Raw genomic sequence first — 21,357 nt, forward strand, 5'->3', positions numbered from 1 at the left:
TTTATTTTATATAAGTTACAATAAATAAAATTTATTAATATTTCTTAGCGTAATTTAGGATTGTAAGTAAATTTCATATAGAAACTTTAATAAAACGTATATAAGTAACTTACACATTTAATAATGTGGCTTAACTCTTTGATGAAATAAAGAAATATATATGTATGAAGTTTGTTATCAATTTATCAATTTAAAGTAATATGTTAAATAAAAATTAATGGAATATTGAGAAAATAATTCAATATATATATATCATATAAAAAATGGGGGTGAGAATTTGATTAAGTACATTCTAAAAAGACTAGGTATAAGTGTGATAACTATATTTATAGTTATTACTGCCACATTCTTCTTGATGAGATTAATGCCTGGAGGACCTTTTGATGGAGAGAAACCATTACCACCAGAAATAAAGGCTAGTTTAGAAGCAAAATATGGATTGGATAAATCTTTAGGAGAGCAATACTCCATGTATTTAAAAGACTTACTTAAGGGTGATCTAGGTCCAAGCATGAAATACAAAGGAAGAGAAGTACAAGAAATAATAAGTTATTCTTTCCCAGCATCTGCAAAGCTTGGTGGAGTAGCAGTGGTAATTTCTTTAACTTTCGGAATACTTCTAGGAATAATTGCAGCTCTAAAATATAATAGATGGCCAGATACTATATGTATGGTACTAGCTACTTTAGGAGTTACACTACCGAGCTTTGTTATAGCGACATTATTGATGTATGTATTTGGAGTTAAACTAAGCTTAGTACCTATAACAGGCCTAGATAGTTGGAAGAGCTATATCTTACCATCAATAGCTTTAGCGGGATACTCAATAGCATTTATATCTAGACTTGCCAGATCAAAGCTCTTAGAAGTTTTGAAATCAGACTATATTAGAACTGCTAAAGCCAAGGGAGTTAATGGTAGAAGAATTATGTTTAAGCATGCTCTTAGAAATACATTAATTCCAATAGTAACCTATGTAGGACCATTAATTGCAGGTATATTAACTGGTAGCTTTGTAGTAGAAAAAATATTTGCGATACCAGGTTTAGGAAGAGAGTTTGTAACCACAATAACAAACAGGGATTATACAACAATACTTGGAGTAACTATATTTTACAGTACACTTCTTATACTATGTAATTTAATTGTGGATATTATGTATGTAATCATAGATCCAAGAATAAAATTAGAAAATGTTGAAGCATAGGGGGTGAGGTTATGGAATTTAATGAGGAAATCAATGAAATTTTAGAGAAAGATTTTGTATTTGTAGATGAAGCTAATAAGAAAAAAGATACTATAAATAGACCAAGTGTATCTTATTGGAAAGATTCATGGAGAAAACTTAAAAAAAATAAGTTGGCAATAGTGGGGCTTATTTTTGTTATTCTTATAACTCTAGGAGCTGTACTTATTCCGTGGTTTTCACATCATGATTATAAAACAAACAACCTGATGTTAACTAATCAATGGCCATCAGCAGAGCATTGGTTTGGAACTGACTCATTGGGAAGAGATTTATTCGTAAGGGTTATGTATGGAGCTAGATATTCCTTAATAATTGGCTTTGTAGCATCTATACTAAATTTATTTATAGGTATAATATATGGTGGAATTGCTGGCCTTGTAGGTGGATGGGTAGATAACGTTATGATGAGAATTGTAGATATAATATCATCTATACCTATGACCATATATGTAATATTATTAATGGTTATCCTAGAAAAAGGTGGATTATTTAATATTATCGTAGCCTTAGCTATCTCATATTGGATAGGAATGGCAAGAATAGTTAGAGCAGAAATACTTCAACTTAAACAACAAGAGTTTATTTTAGCAGCTAAAACCTTAGGAGCACAGGGAAAGAGAATACTATTTAAGCATCTAATTCCAAATTGTTTAGGACCGATTATAGTAACTCTTACTCTTCAAATTCCAACGGCAATATTTACAGAGGCATTCTTAAGCTTTATTGGATTAGGACTAGTTCCACCTCTTGCTTCATGGGGAACTTTAGCTAATGATGCTCTATCAACTTTGAGATTATATCCTTATCAACTTTTATTCCCAACTTTGGCTATATGTATAACAATTTTTTCATTTAATATGCTTGGTGATGGGCTAAGAGATGCTCTAGATCCAAGGGTTAAAAAGTAGGAGGTGGAAGGATGAACAATTTGTTAGAAGTAAATAATTTAAAAACATCTTTCTATACCCAATTTGGAGAAGTTCAAGCTGTTGGAGGAGTTTCTTTTAATTTAGAATATGGAGAGGTAATGGGAATTGTTGGAGAGTCAGGCAGTGGTAAGAGCGTTACTATGATGTCTATCATGAGACTTTTGGATCAAAATGGAAAGGTAAAAGATGGAGATATAAGGTTTGAAGATAGTGATCTAGTATCATTGAATGAAGAGGCTATGTCAAAGATAAGAGGAAATGAAATATCTATGATTTTCCAAGATCCTATGACATCGTTAAATCCACTTATGACTATAGGAAATCAAATCATGGAGCCCCTTAGAATTCACAAAAAGATGACTAAGGCGGAGGCACATAAAAAAGCTATAGAATTATTATACTTAGTTGGAATACCAAGTCCTGAAAGTAGGATGAAGCAATATCCACATGAGTTTTCTGGCGGTATGAGACAAAGGGTTATGATAGCTATGGCACTAACTTGTAATCCAAAACTTTTAATAGCTGATGAGCCAACTACTGCACTTGATGTTACAATACAAGCTCAGATTTTAGAGATAATGAAGGATATAAAACAAAAATTAAATACTTCCATAATATTAATTACTCATGACTTAGGTGTGGTTGCAGATATATGTGACAAGGTAAATGTAATGTATGGAGGTCTTATTATAGAACAAGGAACTGTAAAAGATATTTTTTATAATTCTAGACATCCATATACTTGGGGTCTTATGGAAAGTGTTCCGAATCCTAATACTTTGGTAAGAGAAAGGTTAAGACCTATAGATGGTCAGCCTCCAGATTTATTCAAGCCACCAAAAGGATGTCCATTTTATGCTCGCTGTAAATATTCTATGGAAGTATGTAAAGAGCATAGACCTGGATACTATGAAATAGCTCAGGGACATAAATCTGCTTGTTGGTTAAATGACAAGAGGGCATCAAAGGTTGAAACTCCAATAAAGAGGAGGAAGGAAGATGAGTAATACAGAAAATTTAATAGAGGTAAAAAATATATGTAAATATTTTCATACCAAAAAATCAGTTTTTAAGAAAGACAAAGGTATACTAAAGGCTGTTGACGGTGTATCTCTTCATATAAAAAAAGGTGAAACTTTAGGATTAGTAGGAGAATCAGGCTGTGGAAAAACAACTTTAGGTAGAACCTTATTAAAGTTATATAACCCTACAGCAGGAGAAATATTTTATGATAATGAAGCAATTGAAAAGTTAAATACTAAGCAGATGTTGCCTTATAGAAAGAAAATGCAAATGATATTCCAAGATCCCTATGCTTCTCTTAATCCAAGATTAACTGTTGGAGATATCATTGGTGAGCCGTTAGATATTTATAAGATGTGTAAAGGAAAAGAAAGGGAAGAAAAAGTAAAGTATTTTCTAGATAAGGTAGGACTTGATCAGAATCACATGAATCGTTATCCTCATGAATTTTCTGGTGGACAACGACAAAGAATTGGAATAGCAAGAGCTCTTGCTGTTAATCCAGAATTTATTGTTTGTGATGAGCCTATTTCTGCACTAGATGTATCTATACAAGCTCAGATAATTAATATGATTGAAGATTTACAAAATGACTTTGGCTTAACTTATTTATTTATAGCTCATGATTTATCTATGGTTAAGCACATATCCAACAGAGTTGGAATAATGTACTTAGGAAAATTAGTCGAAATATCAGAGAGTAATGAGGTATATAATAAGCCAATTCATCCATATACTAATGCATTACTATCTGCAATTCCAATTCCTGATCCAGATGAAGCTAAAAGAAGACAAAGAATAATTTTAGAAGGAGATATTCCATCTCCAATTGATCCTCCAACAGGATGTAGATTTAAATCTAGATGCAAACACGCGAAACAGATTTGTAGTGAAGAGGAGCCAATACTAAAGGAAGTATCTCCTGGCCATTGTGTAGCTTGTCATTTATTTTAAAATAAATAAATTAATTTAACAAGGAGGTTAATCAATGAAGAAAACTAGAATAATGGCACTAATAATGACCACAATAATGACTGGTACATTGCTTTTAGGATGTACGAAGAATAATGGAAATGAAGGAAAAAAGCCAGGTGATAACAATAAACCAGTGGTGGAAGAAAAAGTAGAACAAAAAATAGTGTATAACCTAGGCGCAGACCCTAAAACCATTGATCCACAGCTTAATTCAGCTACAGATGGGTCAACAGTAATTCACAATGCTTTTGAAGGTCTAATGAGGGAAGATGAAAATTCTAAAATTATTCCAGGAACTGCTGAAAAATATGAATTATCTGATGATGGAACTGTTTATACTTTCCATTTGAGAGATAATGCTAAATGGTCAGATGGAAAACCGGTAGTAGCTGGAGATTTCGTATATGCATGGAAAAGAGCATTAAATCCTGAAGTGGCAGCAGAATATGCATATCAACTTTTCTATATAAAGAATGGAGCCGCTTACTATAATCAGGAAAAAATAGGGGATAAAGTAGCTACAGCAGAGGATGTAGGAGTAAAAGCTATAGATGATAAAACTTTAGAGGTAACTCTTGAGTCTCCTGTGTCATATTTCTTATCTTTGGCAGCTTTTCCAACTTACTTCCCAGTTAGACAAGATATAATAGAACAAAATAAAGAAAAATGGGCATTGAAACCAGACACATATGTATCCAATGGACCATTTAAAATGTCTGAGTGGAAAGAAAAAGAAAGTATTACCTTTGTAAAGAATGAAAACTACTGGGATGCTGAAAATGTAAAACTTAAGACGTTAGAAGTAAAATTAATAGATGACCAAATAACTTATCTAAATGCATTTAAGAGTGGAGAAATAGATGTAATAGAATCACCACCTCAAGCCGAAATTCCTACATTATTAGCTGAAGGAACAGCTAAAATATATCCTTATTTAGGAACTTACTTTTATGTAATAAATGTATCAGACAAAGCTAAAGATGTAGATCCTAAAGCAGCTGAAGCATTAAGTAATCCTAAATTTAGAAAAGCGTTAGCACTATCTATAGACAAACAGCTAATAGTTGATAAGGTAACACAAGGTGGTCAGGCACCATCAACTAGTTATGTACCATTAGGTATTCTCGATTCAGCTGAAAAAGAATTTAAAAAAGATTATCTACCACCAACTGGAGATGTAGAAAAAGCTAAAAAATTACTTGCAGAAGCAGGATATCCAAATGGGGAAGGCGCTCCAACTATTACTCTTACATTTAATACAAATGAAGGTCATCAAAATATAGCTCAAGCTGTACAAGATATGTGGAAGACTAATTTGGGAATAAATGTTGAATTGAAGAATGAGGAGTGGGCAGTATTCCAAGATACAAGAAATAACTTCCAATATTCTATAGCTAGACATGGTTGGATAGCAGATTACAATGACCCTATGACATTTTTAGATATGTGGACTACTAAAAATGGACAAAATAACGCCGGATATTCAAATAAAGAATATGATAAGTTAATAGCTTCAGCTAAAGTAGAATTAGACGATACAAAGAGAACTGAAATGTTACGTAAAGCTGAGGATATATTAATGGAAGAATTGCCAATAATACCCGTTTACTCTTATACAAATGTATTATGTATAGACAAAAATGTTAAGGGAACTTATAAATCTCCATTAGGACAAATGGAATTTAGAAATGCGTATGTAGAGTAGCTTAATAAGTAAAATTACTTTAATATAATAATTAATTAAAAAATAAAGGGAGTTATTTTCAAATAAAACTTGAAGATAGCTCCTTTTATAATTAATTTTATAAAAAACTTTACAAAATAGACTTATTGTGATATTATTTTGAAAACAATAAATTTTATAAAGCGTTGAAGAGAAGAAGTAAAATTAATGTATCTTTACAGAGAATTCCCCATAAGCTGAGAGGTGGAAGAGTAAGTTAATTTGAATAACATCTCTGAGCAGTGCTTCCGAAAGATAACACCCAGTAGGTAGTACCGGATCTGCACACGTTATAGTGCTAGAGTATAATCAATTTATAAAATTGACGTACTTGAAGAGGTTGTTATTGTGAAGTGACAGTAAATTAAGGTGGTAACGCGTGAGTAGTACTCTCGTCCTTTTATATAAAGGACGAGAGTTTTTTTATTATAAAAATAAAAAAGATAAAGTAATGGCGCCATAAAACTTTATTAATACTTAATTTTAAATATTGAATTTAGGAGGAACTTATTATGAAAATAGAAGGCATTATTATTCCAGATGGATATAAATCTAAAAGCACATTAATAGAGACTGAAATATATATAAAAGAAATTAAAGACTTTTTTGAAAAAACCTTATCGGAAAAACTTAACTTAACAAGAGTTTCAGCACCGTTATTTGTAGATTCAAAGAGTGGACTAAATGATAATTTAAATGGTACAGAGCGACCTGTTGTGTTTGATTTGTTGGCGACGGGAGAGAATGTTGAAATAGTACATTCCCTGGCAAAGTGGAAGAGATTAAGTCTTCATAGATATGGGTTCAAAGTTGGAGATGGTCTATATACAGACATGAATGCTATAAGAAGAGATGAAGAATTGGATAATTTGCATTCTGTTTATGTAGATCAATGGGATTGGGAAAAGGTAATAAGAAAAGAAGATAGAAATGAAGAATACTTAAAAGAGGTTGTAAGAACAATTTATGATGTGTTTAAGAAAACTGAAGAATTTGTCAGCAAAAACCTAATGAACACAGGCTGTAATTTACCAGAAGAAATATGTTTTATAACTAGTCAAGAATTAGAGGATAGATATCCACAGCTTAATCCTAAAGAAAGAGAAGATAAAATATGTAAAGAATTTGGAGCTGTATTCATAATGAAAATAGGCTCTGTATTAAAATCAGGAGAAAAACATGATGGTAGAAGTCCAGATTACGATGATTGGAATTTAAATGGAGATATATTATTTTGGTATCCTTTATTAAATAGAGCCATAGAACTTTCATCCATGGGAATAAGAGTAGATGAAAAGGCTCTTGATTATCAATTAAGAGTATCAGATAATGAGAATAGGAGAAGTTTAGATTTTCACAAGATGTTATTATGTGGAGAGCTTCCATATACAATTGGAGGAGGAATAGGACAATCAAGAATATGTATGTTCTTTTTAAATAAAGCTCATATTGGTGAAGTTCAATCTACTATATGGGATGAAAAAAATCTAAAGGTTTGTAAAGAAAATGATATAAAATTACTTTAATTCATAAATAATTTTTGTATTTAAATTTGGAGTATTTAAATAACAACTTTACTTTTCACAGAGAAATTCTAATATTTATTTTTGAAGTAAATTAAAAACTGAGTCTATCTTAAAATAATTTTTAAGGTAGACTCAGTTTTTTATATGCGATCAGTCACACTTATACTATATTGTAGTTTATATAAATTTAAAAGCTACTATCAAAATAAATGAAATCACAAAAAACACTAGTCATATATATAAAAGTGTGATAATATAGGTTCTATGTTAAAAGTACAGACTACCCCATCTTATTTAGTGGGGTAATTCTTATTATACAAATGTACAAATTAAAAGTCAATAGTAAATTAATAAAAATTTTAAAATAAACTATATGGGAGAAGATAGCATGAGTAGTAAATATATTTTTGTGACAGGTGGAGTAGTTTCATCCTTAGGAAAGGGAATTACAGCAGCATCTTTAGGTAGACTTTTAAAAAATAGAGGATTAAGAGTCACAATACAGAAGTTCGATCCATACTTAAATGTAGATCCGGGAACAATGAGTCCATATCAGCATGGAGAGGTATTTGTTACGGATGATGGTGCTGAAACTGATTTGGATTTAGGGCACTATGAAAGATTTATTGATGAGAATTTAAGTAGGAGTAGTAATGTTACTACTGGTAAAGTTTATTGGTCAGTTATCTCAAAGGAGAGAAGAGGAGAATATTTAGGTGAAACAGTTCAAGTAATACCACATATAACTAACGAGATAAAAGAAAGAATATGTAGAGTTACAAAAGAGAAAGAGGTAGATGTGGTCATAACTGAAATTGGTGGCACTGTAGGGGATATTGAGTCGTTACCATTTCTAGAGGCTATAAGACAAATTCAATATGAAGTAGGTAGAGAAAACGTATGTTTTATACACGTAACTTTGGTACCTTATTTAGGAAAAGCTGGTGAGCTAAAAACAAAACCAACTCAACATTCAGTAAAAGAATTAAGAAGTATAGGAATTCAACCGGATATAATAGTTTGTAGGTCTGAAAAGGAAATATCTGATGAATTAAAAGCAAAGATAGGATTATTCTGTAATCTAGATGGTAAGAACGTAATACAAAATCTAGATACAGAGCACTTATATGAAGTACCTTTAATGTTACATAAGGAGGGCCTAGATAGATTAGTATGTGAAATGTTAGGACTAGGATGTATTGATATTGATAATTATCAATGGATTGAGATGGTAAAGAAGATTAAGAATTTAAATAGAAAAGTTAAAATTGGATTAGTTGGTAAATATGTAGAATTACACGACGCATATATATCTGTGGTTGAGGCTTTAAGTCACGGTGGATATGCCAATGACTGTCAAGTAGAAATAAAGTGGATAAATGCAGAAGAGGTGAAGAGAGATAAATCAGATAAATTATTTTCTGATGTAAATGGAATATTAGTACCAGGTGGTTTTGGAGATAGAGGGATAGAAGGAAAGATAGAAGCTATAAGATGGGCAAGAGAAAATAAAAAGCCTTTATTTGGTATATGTTTAGGGATGCAGTGCTCAGTTATAGAATTTTCAAGAAATGTACTTGGATATAAAGGAGCTAATAGTTCTGAGATCGATCAAGATACTAATTATCCTGTAATAGCTTTAATGCCAGATCAACAGGAAATTGAAAATTTAGGTGGAACTATGAGATTAGGATTATATCCATGTAAATTGGATACAAATTCAACGGCTGCTAGGGAGTATGGTGAAACATTAATCAATGAAAGGCATAGACATAGATATGAATTTAATAATAAATTTAGACAAGAGATAATTGATAAAGGTATGGATATTACAGGAATAAGTCCTGACAATAGATTAGTAGAAATAGTTGAAATAAAGGATCATCCATGGTATGTATCAGTACAATTTCATCCTGAATTAAAATCAAGGCCCAATAGTCCTCACCCTTTATTCAGAGGATTTATAAAAGCTGCAATTATAGATAAAGAAAATAATTAGTATAAAAAGGCATCTTTCTATATAGTTAGAAAAATGTCTTTTTAAATTAGCTTATTAAAAATGATTTAGTGAGTATAGATTTACATGTAAAAAAGCATAATAAAATTACATATTTAACTTATTGAAATATAATTGAGAATAACTATCAAAATCTATTGACAATATAATAAAAACCTTTTAACATGTAAATGATAATAATTTTCAACCAAGGAGGATATGTTATGAAAATAGTTTATTGGGGAGGTACAGTGAATACAGAAAAAATGGCAGAGGTGATTGATAAAGGAATTAGAAAAGGTGTCAAAAACGCAGAAGTAATCAATGGTGCTAATGCTAACAGTAATATTTTTAATGATGAAGATTTAATAATATTAGGATACCAATCTATGGTAGATGAGATATTAGAAGAATCTGAATTTGAACCTTTTATTGAAGAAATATTTTCAAAGATATCTAAAAAGAAAGCAGCTTTATTTGGATCTTATGGTTGGAGAGATGAAAAATGGATGAGAGAGTGGAAAGATAGAATGATTTTTTATGGATACCAAATAGAGGAAGATTACTTAATTATTTGTGGCGAAATAGAATATGAAGATGAGTACATAGATTTTGGTGAAAAAATAGCACTTTTATAGGTAGGGAATGAAAATGACATGTTTAGAATTTTATAATAAGTTGGAATTTATGAATGGAAAAGTATAAATTAAAAACTTTTTAATTTATAATACTTCATTAGTTATTGCAAAGGTTAAACCTGCTGTAACTATAACTTTTAAAAAATGTAACGAAGAGTTATATAATAATTGGTGTTCAATAGGAAAAGAGTTTATAAAAAGTATTAATCTTAATTTTATGGAATTAAGAGAATAGGATGATTCAAGTATAATATTAATTTAATAATCATAGTTTACTTGAGAAATATATAAATACAGAAAGTAATAAAGAGTTTTTAGTTAGTCTAGGATATTCAGAAAGTGGAACTGTTATTGAGCATCTAGGCATGTTAAGAAATAGATATAAAGAATATAATTGTCCACATGAATTAGGAGTATTCTTTTTTATTGAGAGCTTGAAGGATAAATACTATAACAATCTAATAGATGAAGCAACATTTTAAAATTTTAAAATGTTAAATATTTAAGTAGCTTACATTATAACTTTTTAAAAAATTATAATGTTTGATATATAATTAATGAATTATAATATGTATGTTATAGTTTAAGTACTACAACATGTTAATTGGAGGGTCAAAATGATTAATAAAATTGGTAAAATAACGTTATATGTAAACAATCAAGAGGAAGCTAAAAGCTTTTGGATTGAGAAGCTAGGATTTGTGGTTAAGTTTGAACAAGCTATGGGTCCTAATATGAAGTGGCTTGAGGTTGGACCAAGTGAAGAGGAATTTACTACTTTTGTTTTATACGATAAAAATTTAATGATAGCTCAGAATCCTAAAGCTAATGTAACTCATCCATCAATACTTCTAAGCACTAAAGATATTGAGAGTGCGTATAGTGAGATGAAGAAAAAAAGTGTTAAAGTTGGTGAATTAATGAATATGCCATATGGAAAGATGTTTTCATTTGAAGATCAAGATGGTAATGAATATTTACTTAGAGAAGATAAATAAATTCTAATATAAAAGGATGACACAATTTAAGTGTCACCCTTTTATATTAGAATTATTTATAGTGCGTGATATTGATTAGTATTAACTGATATTTGTATATCACTATAAGCTGTTAATAGAACTACTATTTTAAAATATCTATGCAAGACCTAGAAATCGAACTATGGTTGTTACAGTGAAGCAAATAATGATACCAGTTATAGTAGGAATGGCGAAGGCTAGGGCAGTCCATTTAAGACTTTGAGTTTCACTTTTAATAGTTAAACATGTTGTACTACATGGCCAATGCATCAAAGAGAATAACATTACGTTTAAAGCTGTGAGCCATGTCCATCCATTTGAGATTAGAAGTTGTCTTAGTTGTATTAAACTATCAAACTCTACTAAGCTTCCAGTAGCAGTATAACTCATGATAATAATAGGAATTACGATTTCATTGGCTGGAAAACCAAGTATAAATGCCATCACGATATATCCATCAAATCCTATTAAATTTGCAAAAGGATTTAAAAAATTAGCACAATGAGCTAGTAAGCTTAAATTTCCTATTGTAATGTTAGCCATAATCCAAAGAACTAATCCTGCAGGAGCAGATACTATTATTGCTCTTTTTAGAACAAAGAGGGTTCTATCAAAAATAGAGCGAACTATAATTTTTCCTACTTGAGGTTTTCTGTAAGGTGGAAGTTCTAAAGTAAAAGAAGATGGAACACCTTTAAGTATAGTTTTAGATAGGATTTTTGAAATCATTAAGGTCATAAATACACCTAATAGAATTACAGAGGCTAAAATTAAGGTAGATATAATAGATTGAGAAGGTCCGACAAAAGTACCAGCAAAGAACATAGTGATTATAGCAATTAAAGTTGGGAAGCGTCCGTTACAAGGCACGAAATTATTTGTAAGTATTGCAATTAGTCTTTCACGTGGGGAATCTATAATTCTACAACCAATTATTCCAGCTGCATTGCATCCAAATCCCATACACATGGTTAGGGCTTGCTTTCCACAAGCGCAACTCTTTTTAAAGAAGTTATCTAAATTAAAAGCTATTCTAGGTAAATAGCCTAGATCTTCAAGAAGAGTGAATAGTGGAAAAAAAATAGCCATTGGAGGAAGCATTACAGCAATAACCCAAGCTAAAGTTCTGTAAATTCCTTTTATTAGAGCTCCTTCTAGCCATAAAGGTGCTCCTAAATCTAATAAAAAAATGCTAAGCTTATCTTCAATCCAGAAAAGAGCATTAGATAATAGAGCAGATGGATAATTAGAACCAGTTATAGTTATCCAAAAAACAACACATAAAAGTAGTATCATGATAGGTATCCCATATCTTTTAGACGTTAGAATTCTATCTATTTTTCTGTCGGTGATGTTATATTTAGAATTTTCTCTTGTTACTACTTCAGTACTAATTTTTTCAGCTTTGCTTATTAGAGTAGTTACCACTTCATCTCTAAAGGATTCTTCCATCATGTTATAAGTATCTAAAAGACTAGCTGCTTCTTTCAGCTTTTCTTTAATTATTTCATTATCTAATAAATTAATATTTAAGTATTTATTTAATGATTCAATTAGACTATCATTATTTTCTAGTAATTTTAAAGAAATCCATCTAGAATTGATTTTTAAAGGGATATTTCGTATAACTCTTTTTACTTCTGGCTCTATTATAGAAATAGCATTCTCCAAAGCTTCATTATATTTAATTTTAATAAGATTTATAGGTATTTCATTATTTGTGAGCTTATAAACTACATCCATTAATTCTTTAAGGCCGATTCCAGTAGTAGCACTAGTACCTACAGTAGGAACACCAAGAAGTAGAGAAAGTTTTACTAGGTCAACGTTAATTCCTTTTCGCTTAGCTTCATCCATTAAATTTACACATACTACTACGTTATTTGTTATTTCTATGGTTTGAAGTACTAAGTTTAAATTTCTTTCTAGACAAGTAGCATCTACAATAACTATAGTGGCATCAGGATTTCCGAAGCATATAAAATCTCTAGCAACTTCTTCTTCTACAGAGTTGGCCATAAGAGAGTAAGTTCCAGGGATATCGACTAATATAAAATCTCTATTTTTATGGGTATATCTGCCCTGTGCATTAGATACGGTCTTTCCAGGCCAATTTCCTGTATGCTGATTGAGTCCTGTTAAACTGTTAAAAACTGTACTTTTACCTACATTGGGATTACCAGCTAGAGCAATTACTTTATCAGATGGAGAAATACGTTCTATTTTTAGCTCTTTTTCTAAAGCGCCAACTCCAGTAGATTGATTAGTTAGTCCCATTATAAAACCTCCTTAAAATAAAATGTTAAAAATTCAAAGTTATGATAATGATGCATTTTAAGAAATCCTTCATCTTAGAATGCACTGATAAAAATGAGGATCTTAGAAATGATATAATAGGCTTCAGATGGAGTAACGAGTTCCATCTGAAGCTAGGAATTGTGTCATGAATTAGATTGTAAGTCAATGTACTTTAATATGGAAAAGAGAAGATGTTAGATTTTTAGTATTAGATGGTTTCAACTAATATGTTAGAAGCATCTTCTTTACGAATTGCAATTACTGCACCACGAATCAAGTAAGCTACAGGGTCCCCAGAAGGACTTTGATTAAGAACTTCTATTTCTGTATTAGATATAAGTCCAAGATCAAGCATCCTACGTCTTATAGATCCACTAGAAGTAAGGTTTTTAACTTTACATTTTCTTCCTAGGCATAAATCAGTTAAGGGTAATATTTTAGATGATTCTATATAGATGTTTGAATTAGTATTCATATTGTTAATCTCCTTTTAAACATTTTGTATTTATAATTAAATATTACTAGTTAAGGCACTTCTAATTTCTAATTTAAATCATATAATTAATTAATTAGAGTAAGGAAAAAGTCTTTCCCTACTCTAACATATGATTATTTATATATTTGTGATACTATTTTAGAAAATAAGGTAAGAATTTAATAAATTTTAAATATAGATGTTACAAATGGTGGAGAATAAAAGTTTGAATTTTAAAGATTAAGAAATATAAATTATAAGATGTGAGGGATATAAAAAATGGATAAAAACTTTTATACAGTCAGAGCCTATGAGCAGAAGTTATTTGATGATAGATTACTAACGGCATCTATGGAAGATTATGTAGAGATGCTTTATCGATGTACCATGAAAGAGGAAAATTACATAAGGCTCAATAAACTAGCTTTAATGTTAAATGTTAGAGATTCCTCAGCATCTAAGATGATGCAGAAACTTGGTAAATTAGGATTGGTTGACTATGAAAAATATGGTATTATAAAGCTTACAGATTTAGGAACAAAAGTAGGGAGATATCTTTTAAGTAGGCATAATACAATAGAAAAATTTTTAAGGTTTTTAAGTGCAGATAGTGATATTCTGGTAGAAACAGAACTAATAGAGCATGTAGTAAGTAGTACTACCGTAGAGAATTTAAACATTCTGAATAATTTTATAGAGAGTAATGAAAATATTTTGGCTGAATATAGAGCATTTAGAGAAGAGTATTATAAAAAAGTAAAGGTATAAGAAAAGTACAGAGAAAGCTACCTCTAATACATAGTTTTGAGGTAGCTTTGTAAAATTTATTTCATTTTATAGTCTAAGATTTTGGTAGTTTAATTATTACTTTAAATAGGTCTCCATCACATTTTACATTAAGAGTGCCATTATGAAGCTCTACTATAGTTTTAGAAATAGCAAGGCCTAAGCCAGAACCTTCTATTGAAGAGTTTCTAGATTTATCGCCTCTAACAAATCTTTCAAGAATTTCATTTTCATTAAAATCTAAATCATATTTTGAGATGTTTTTTACTATTATTTCACATTCAGCTTCATTCTCAATAATTTCTAGATAAATTCTAGAGTTCTCGAGAGAATATTTTATAGCATTACATATTAAGTTATCCATAACTCTTGAAATTTTAGCTCCATCTAGGCTTAAGTGACAAGCTTTATCTCCGATTACCTTGAAGATAAGATTTTTATCTTCTCCTAAAAAACTTAGTTCTCCAAGGTTTTGGTGTATTAGTTCTACAATATCTACATCATTTCTGCTTAAAATGATTTGCCCAGAACTCATCTTTGACATTTCAAATAAATCTTCAACAAGTTTTTTTAATTTAGTTGATTTATTATCTAAAATTGTAACATAGTCTCTTATCTCACTTTTATCAAGAGATTCGTCCTTAAGTATGTCTACATAATTTACTATGGAAGTTAATGGGGTTTTTAAATCATGAGATACATTGGTTATGAGCTCAGTTTTTAATTTCTCGTTTTGAATTCCTTCTTCAACTTTCTTTTTATAACTTACTTTTAGATTATTTATTTCCATGGCTAAATTAGACAAGGTACCAAAATTTTTAGTATTTATATCTACATCCATATCGCCATCTTCAACTTTTTTTAGGTATTTAATTAAATTTTTCTTGTTATTTATACCTTCTAAATATCTTACACATATATTTATTACTATTATTATAAAAGTTATAAAGGTAGCAGTATAAATTTCGTTAGAATAGGAGTTAGAATAGGATAGATAATCATTTGAATAGAATAAATAATCATTTGAATTAAATATTTGGGACAATGGCAAATACATTATCCAAAATATTAAAAGGCCTATTAGTGTTATATCAAAAAATAGGTTTTTAAATACATCCTTTGTATTTACAAAAAATATATTAATAGATTTTATTCCTCGAATAAAAAGTAAATTATTAAAATTATTTATATATGCTTTTATTCCAAAAATTTTAATAGAGAAAAGCTGCTTAGTTACTAGAATTATAAATATAATTAATAGCGGAACTGAAAAATAAAATCTAAGTCTTATAATGTTTGCCATAGTACCATATTTAGCACCACGAATAAAGTAAACTTCCTCTAAATCTGCATTAGGAGACGTATAGGCACCATTGTAATAACCCGAAGGAGATGAGTAGTGTGATAAGTTATTAGAACTATAGACTACTACATCGTCCTCTTTGGATAATTTCATTAAGGCCTCTTTAGGATGTAATTCATTAAATGGATAATCCGAAAACCAATTTCTATTAGAAAACCATCTATTATTAGACTTATCTATAAGTAACACACCGATTTCATCAGTGAGAGATATTTCTAAATAATTTTGAATAACTTTGGCATCTTCGTCAGTTTTGCAATAGAGGATTTTTGAAAAGCCTTCAGTAACGCTTAATAATTTCTCTCTAAATTTAATAGTATCATTTTGTAACATTTGATTCTTAAAAGTTTTTTCATTAATAATAGCAGTTCTATAAAAGCTGCGTCTGTTAGTATAATTATCATAATCTACTAATAATATTTGAAAAAACTTTGGAAGCACAATTATACCGATAATAAAGAATATTAATATTTCAATTAATGTTGTCTTTTCATTAGAAGCATTAAACCATTTTTTAATTAAGGTTTTTATATTGGAAGTCAATGTCTAACCCTCCTTTAATTATGTTTTTCAATCTTATATCCAACACCCCATACTACCTTTATGTATTCAGGTTCTTTAGAGTTAATCTCAATTTTTTCACGCATTCTTCGAATATGAACAGTTACTGTATTCTCACTATGGAAGAAAGGTGATTTCCATACATTTTCATATATCTCCTTTATAGAAAATACTTTGCCAGAGTTGGAGGCTAGCAACAGTAAAATACCATATTCTGTAGCTGTAAGTTTTAAAGGTTCACCTCGTAGCGTTGCAGATTTTAGGGTTGTATCAATAATTAAATCTTTAATTACAATTTTATCTTTTAAATTTACATTTTCTATATCAAGAGGTTTTTCGTATCTTCTTAGCTGAGATTTAACTCTAGCTATGAGCTCAAGATGATTAAAGGGTTTAGTTATATAATCATCAGCACCGCTATTTAATCCTATAATTTTATCGAGATTTTCGGATTTAGCAGATAGAATTATTATAGGAATATTCCTATTTTCTCTAATTTTTAAGCAGGTCTTTATACCATCAAGCTTAGGCATCATTACATCTAATAATATTAAATGTATTTTTTCCTCTTCTAAAATTTGAAGCGCTTCAATTCCATCATAAGCCTTAAGTACATTTAAGCCCTCACGGTTTAAATATATTTCTATAGCATTGCAGATTTCAACTTCATCATCTACTACTAAAATATTGAAATTTGACATACTATTACGCACCACCTTTTATTTTAAAACAATTTTTATAGTATTCAATTAATATTTTACAACATAATCATTCAAAAAGTATTAAGACTTTCTTACTTAATTAAAATAATTATATTTTAAGCTAAAAAAAGAATAACTCATAATTAATCTAAATTTAATCTANNTAGATTAAATTTAGATTAATTAGTTAAGTTATCCATTAAAGTTTATATTTAAATTGTTATAACTATATAGCCCAATTACCGTTAACAAATATAGGCGTTTCTGAACCATCGAAACCAATACCGATAATGCTTAAATCAGAAGTTCCTATCATAAAGTCAACATGAGTTAAGGAATCATTTCCACCTAGAGCTAAAACTTTTTCAGTAGTTTTCGTTACTCCGTCTTTTATACATAAATTGTAAGATTTGCCCAATGCCAAGTGGCATGAAGCATTTTCATCATATAGAGTATTAAAGAACACTATATTTGAATTGGAAATAGGTGAATCAAATGGGACTAAAGCAACTTCTCCAAGGTAGTGAGATCCTTCATCAATATTAATTAAAGATTTTAGAGATTCATAACCTTCCTTAGCGTCAAAATCAATGACTCTTCCATCTTTAAATGTAAGAGAGAAATTGTTAATTAGATTACCTCCATAATTTAGAGGCTTTGAACTAAAGACTTTACCATTAACACCAGTCTTCTTTGGCATTGAGAAAATTTCCTCTGTAGGCATATTGGCAATAAATTCTATGCCTTCAGGAGTATATTCTGCACCACCTACCCATAAGTGATTATCAACAAGCTCTAGGTTTAAATATGTACCTAAGGAATTAGTATAGTGAAGGGCTTTAAAATTTTTATTATTAAGATAGTTTATTTTTTCAATTAAAGTTTTCTTATGATAATTCCAAGCTTCAATTGGATCATCTTTGTCTACACGCACTATTTTAAATATGTTTTCCCATAGTTTATTCATTGCTTCTTCCTCAGATATATTAGGGAATACCTTAGTTGCCCAACCTTTAGTTGGGATGGCTATTACAGACCAAGAATTTTTGTTACTCATAAGTCTTTCGCTAAATTCTTTTGTAGCAATACTAGAAGTTTTTTGAGAAGCTGCAATTTTAGCAGGATCAACATCTTTTAATAGTTCAGGATTTGATGCACTGATACTTAAAAAGCAAGCACCGTCTTTAGCATAAGTTAGCATGGAGTCTTTCATCCAATCAGGATATGATTCAAAAACTTCCATTGGGGAATTAAGATATTTAAGTTTACCGCATTCCTCATCGCTCCAATGAACAATAACCTCTTTTGCACCAACCTTATAGGCCTCATCAACAATCATTCTTGTGAAGTTAAAACATTCTACAGGTGATTTTATAACAAGGATTTGATTAGGTTGTACATTTACACCAATGGATACGCTAAGCTTTGCATATTTTCTCAAGATTTCATCATTTATTTTCATATTACTTAGATCCTCCGTTTATTAGTTGAAGAATAGTTTTAGATTATTCTAATACAATAGCTTTCTATGTATTTCCATTATATATGTAAAATTACTAAATTTCTAGATAAATTTATACTTATATCATAGATTTTAATAGCATACCCATAAATGAAAGAAATAATACGTTGTGAGCATAATAGAATACAGTTATTTTATAGTGTTAGTTATACATAAAGAAAGTTATGTTATAAAAATCATATAAAGGTTGTATAAGAGTATTTCATATGGAGAATATTTATGTTATAACATAGAAAGAAGGAATTTAATAGGGGTCATATATAATGATAATTTATCAGCACAATAAATAGGTTTAAAGTGAATTTATTGTAAATTATGAAAGTTTTTAAAATATAAGGAGGTGAACTTTAGTAAGTATGTGCTTATTGGTTAGTACATACTTCTAAAGTTAAGTTATGTTTAAGGAACATATAGAGGTAAATAAAGATTATATAATAGAAGATTTGGTAGAGTTAGTAAAAATAAGAAGTGTAGCTGCTGAGAAAAGGCCTAATATGCCTTTTGGAGAAGAGGTGAATAGAAGCCTTAGATATGTATTAGATAAAGGGAAAGAAATGGATTTTAAAGTCCAAAATTTTTGTGGATATTGTGGTCAGGTAGATGCTGGATACGGTGATTATACAATAGGTATTTTATGTCATGTAGATGTAAATGAAGAGGGAGAAGGATGGACAAAATCACCCTTTTCAGGAGAAATTTATGATGGCAAGATATATGGACGAGGTATTGTAAAAGGAAAAGCCCCTTTAATAGCTTGTTTATATGCGATGAAATTCTTACAGGATGAAAAGTTAATTCCAGAAACCAAAAAAGTTAGAATGATTATTGGAGCAGATAAAGAGACTGGAATAAAGAGCATAAATTACTATAAAGAGTATGAAATAGCTCCGGATATAGGGTTTACTCCAGATGGTGTGTTTCCTGTAATATATGGAGAAAAAGGAATCATGAATTTAGATCTTCAAATGGAGTTCTCTAGTGACTATGATGCGCCTATTAATATAGTGCAAATAATTGGAGGAGATAGTATAGATACTGTACCTTCTAAAGCAAGCATTATACTAAGTTGTGATGATATATTTAAGGATAAAATTGAAGCTGAATTAAAAAGGTTTTCAGAGGTTGAGAATATAAATTATGAAGTCCACAGTCAGAATAAACTTATTAATATTGAATTTATAGGTAAGAAAGCTAATAGTAGAAACCCGAATAAAGGTATAAATGCTATATCCTATGGACTGAAGTTTCTTGCAAGCTTTGAGGAATTCATAGACAAAAAGGAATTTATTCATGAATATAATAGATTAATTTGTACTTCTTATAATGGAGAAAGAATAAACTGTAAATTACATGATGAAGATTCAGGAGAATTTACTTTCAATGTGAGCACCATAGATTTAAATAATGATAGAGTTTGTATAAAAGTAAATATTACTTATCCAATTTCGTATGTTTATAGTGATGTGTTGGAACTTGTTAAAAATGGATTCAAGTATTCTCCACTTAAGATAAATAACACAAACCATGTTAGGGCAATTTCCTTTTCTAAAGATAGTTTCGTGGTAAAAAAACTTATGAAGGTATATAGGGAAGTTACTGGAGATGAAGAATCACAACCTTATGTGACATGGAAAGAAACCTATGCAAGGGTTATGAGCAATACAGTATCCTTTGGTCCGATACTTCCTAAAAATAAAGAATTAGATTATGAGATTGATGAATTTGTCACTATAGATGAATTAATGAATTTAATAGAAATATATGCTATGGCTATATATGAATTATTAAAATAGGATTTAAAACTATTGAAAGGGGTGGGGTCTTATTAAGAAGAAATATGTATTGTTACTTGTAACAATATTGTGGATTAGCTTTATATTTTATATGTCCTCTAAGCCATCAGAGGAATCTTCAAAATCTAGCTCTAGAATAGTAGATATGGTATTGAACACATTTAATTTAGATGAGTCTAAGGAAGAAGTGTTGACTGTAATAGTTAGAAAGGGAGCTCATTTTACGGAATATTTAATATTGAGTGGTTTAGTTACAGCCACCTATGGAGCTTTTACGGATAAGAGAAATCATTCTTTTATTCTATTAATGTGCATATTAGTAGCTTTAAGTGATGAATTTTTACAGAGTTTTATTATGGGGAGAAGTTCTGAGGTGAAAGATGTACTTATTGATTTTAGTGGTGCGCTTACATTTTTTTTAGCCAATCATATAACTACTCATATAAAGATTGTGAAAAGAGGATAATTTCATGGAAAAATTAAAATTATATAATATATTTGCATACATAGGGTGGTTTGCTATCATATACTACTTTATTTTAACAATAGTTAGTTTCCATGCAGCCTTTGCAGAATTTTGGTTGGCCTTATCCATATTAAGCTATATAATTTATAAGATGTTAAAAAGCAATCTTATAGGACATTCCTTAGTAAGGATATTAGCTATATTTATTTCTATAGGACTTATAATTTTCTTAACTTTAGAAGGTTTAATTATATACACTGGAACTATAGAGGATGATCGTGCTACAGACTATGTATTAGTATTAGGTGCTGGAC

General features: G+C 29.8%; 17 protein-coding genes, 2 pseudogenes and 1 other annotated feature. Of the genes and pseudogenes, 14 read left to right on the plus strand and 5 right to left on the minus strand.

Annotation, left to right across the window (positions count from 1 at the left end; all coding sequences use genetic code 11):
- Positions 1 to 277 precede the first annotated feature (277 nt).
- From B3W71_RS11145 to B3W71_RS11185, 10 genes and pseudogenes are all read left to right on the plus strand, one after another.
- Positions 278 to 1,207, plus strand: coding sequence for an ABC transporter permease (locus B3W71_RS11145; RefSeq protein ID WP_346889001.1), 930 nt, complete (start codon positions 278 to 280; stop codon positions 1,205 to 1,207).
- Between the two features lie 11 nt (positions 1,208 to 1,218).
- Positions 1,219 to 2,157, plus strand: a complete 939-nt coding sequence (locus B3W71_RS11150) for an ABC transporter permease (protein WP_346889002.1) — start codon at positions 1,219 to 1,221, stop codon at positions 2,155 to 2,157.
- Positions 2,158 to 2,168: 11 nt separating this feature from the next.
- A complete protein-coding gene (locus B3W71_RS11155) occupies positions 2,169 to 3,185 on the plus strand; it encodes an ABC transporter ATP-binding protein (RefSeq protein WP_346889003.1) in 1,017 nt (338 codons plus the stop codon).
- On the plus strand, positions 3,178 to 4,155 hold the full coding sequence (locus tag B3W71_RS11160; RefSeq protein ID WP_346889004.1) for a dipeptide ABC transporter ATP-binding protein: 978 nt from the start codon (positions 3,178 to 3,180) through the stop codon (positions 4,153 to 4,155). The genes B3W71_RS11155 and B3W71_RS11160 overlap by 8 nt, the downstream gene beginning before the upstream one ends.
- 34 nt (positions 4,156 to 4,189) lie before the next feature.
- Positions 4,190 to 5,881 (plus strand): peptide ABC transporter substrate-binding protein, encoded by a 1,692-nt coding sequence (locus B3W71_RS11165; RefSeq protein WP_346889005.1) that lies wholly within the window; start codon positions 4,190 to 4,192, stop codon positions 5,879 to 5,881.
- A 155-nt stretch (positions 5,882 to 6,036) separates the two neighbouring features.
- Positions 6,037 to 6,302 (plus strand) — a binding site (T-box leader).
- A 115-nt stretch (positions 6,303 to 6,417) separates the two neighbouring features.
- Complete coding sequence (gene asnA / locus B3W71_RS11170; RefSeq protein WP_346889018.1) at positions 6,418 to 7,425, plus strand: aspartate--ammonia ligase; 1,008 nt, start codon at positions 6,418 to 6,420, stop codon at positions 7,423 to 7,425.
- 388 nt (positions 7,426 to 7,813) lie between these two features.
- Positions 7,814 to 9,424 (plus strand): CTP synthase, encoded by a 1,611-nt coding sequence (locus B3W71_RS11175; protein WP_346889006.1) that lies wholly within the window; start codon positions 7,814 to 7,816, stop codon positions 9,422 to 9,424.
- Between the two features lie 221 nt (positions 9,425 to 9,645).
- Positions 9,646 to 10,059 carry a flavodoxin domain-containing protein gene (locus tag B3W71_RS11180; protein ID WP_346889007.1) on the plus strand — a complete coding sequence of 138 codons (414 nt, stop codon included), beginning with the start codon at positions 9,646 to 9,648 and terminating at the stop codon, positions 10,057 to 10,059.
- A gap of 275 nt (positions 10,060 to 10,334) precedes the next feature.
- Positions 10,335 to 10,541 (plus strand): annotated as a pseudogene (locus tag B3W71_RS19315) (DUF3793 family protein); the annotation flags it as partial.
- A 135-nt stretch (positions 10,542 to 10,676) separates the two neighbouring features.
- Positions 10,677 to 11,057, plus strand: coding sequence for a VOC family protein (locus B3W71_RS11185; protein WP_346889008.1), 381 nt, complete (start codon positions 10,677 to 10,679; stop codon positions 11,055 to 11,057).
- A 138-nt stretch (positions 11,058 to 11,195) separates the two neighbouring features.
- Here the strand turns inward: B3W71_RS11185 and feoB are convergent, their stop codons facing one another.
- Positions 11,196 to 13,355 (minus strand): ferrous iron transport protein B, encoded by a 2,160-nt coding sequence (feoB, locus tag B3W71_RS11190; protein ID WP_346889009.1) that lies wholly within the window; start codon positions 13,353 to 13,355, stop codon positions 11,196 to 11,198.
- A 229-nt stretch (positions 13,356 to 13,584) separates the two neighbouring features.
- Complete coding sequence (locus B3W71_RS11195) at positions 13,585 to 13,851, minus strand: FeoA family protein (protein ID WP_346889010.1); 267 nt, start codon at positions 13,849 to 13,851, stop codon at positions 13,585 to 13,587.
- Positions 13,852 to 14,130: 279 nt separating this feature from the next.
- Here B3W71_RS11195 and B3W71_RS11200 point away from each other — a divergent pair, with 279 nt between their 5' ends.
- Entirely contained in the window at positions 14,131 to 14,619 is a 489-nt protein-coding gene (locus tag B3W71_RS11200; protein ID WP_346889011.1) for a metal-dependent transcriptional regulator, read from the plus strand.
- 73 nt (positions 14,620 to 14,692) lie between these two features.
- Here B3W71_RS11200 and B3W71_RS11205 read toward each other — a convergent pair whose 3' ends face one another.
- The 3 genes from B3W71_RS11205 to B3W71_RS11215 all read right to left on the minus strand — a co-directional run bounded on the left by B3W71_RS11205 (position 14,693) and on the right by B3W71_RS11215 (position 18,724).
- Positions 14,693 to 16,543 (minus strand): HAMP domain-containing sensor histidine kinase, encoded by a 1,851-nt coding sequence (locus B3W71_RS11205; RefSeq protein WP_346889012.1) that lies wholly within the window; start codon positions 16,541 to 16,543, stop codon positions 14,693 to 14,695.
- 14 nt (positions 16,544 to 16,557) lie between these two features.
- A complete protein-coding gene (locus tag B3W71_RS11210; protein WP_346889013.1) occupies positions 16,558 to 17,262 on the minus strand; it encodes a response regulator transcription factor in 705 nt (234 codons plus the stop codon).
- 226 nt (positions 17,263 to 17,488) lie between these two features.
- Positions 17,489 to 18,724: an aminopeptidase gene (locus B3W71_RS11215; RefSeq protein WP_346889014.1), complete on the minus strand. Its 1,236-nt coding sequence runs from the start codon at positions 18,722 to 18,724 to the stop codon at positions 17,489 to 17,491.
- Between the two features lie 455 nt (positions 18,725 to 19,179).
- On the opposite strand from B3W71_RS11215, the gene B3W71_RS11220 reads away from it, so the two are divergent.
- The 3 genes and pseudogenes from B3W71_RS11220 to B3W71_RS11230 all read left to right on the plus strand — a co-directional run.
- On the plus strand, positions 19,180 to 20,577 hold the full coding sequence (locus tag B3W71_RS11220; protein ID WP_346888546.1) for a Sapep family Mn(2+)-dependent dipeptidase: 1,398 nt from the start codon (positions 19,180 to 19,182) through the stop codon (positions 20,575 to 20,577).
- Positions 20,578 to 20,626: 49 nt separating this feature from the next.
- Positions 20,627 to 21,043, plus strand: coding sequence for a VanZ family protein (locus tag B3W71_RS11225; protein ID WP_346888545.1), 417 nt, complete (start codon positions 20,627 to 20,629; stop codon positions 21,041 to 21,043).
- Positions 21,044 to 21,047: 4 nt separating this feature from the next.
- Positions 21,048 to 21,357: pseudogene (locus B3W71_RS11230) on the plus strand (hypothetical protein); the annotation flags it as partial.

The sequence above is a fragment of the Clostridium sp. UBA1056 genome (genome assembly GCA_002316385.1).
In the GTDB taxonomy this organism is placed as follows: domain Bacteria; phylum Bacillota; class Clostridia; order Clostridiales; family Clostridiaceae; genus Clostridium_J.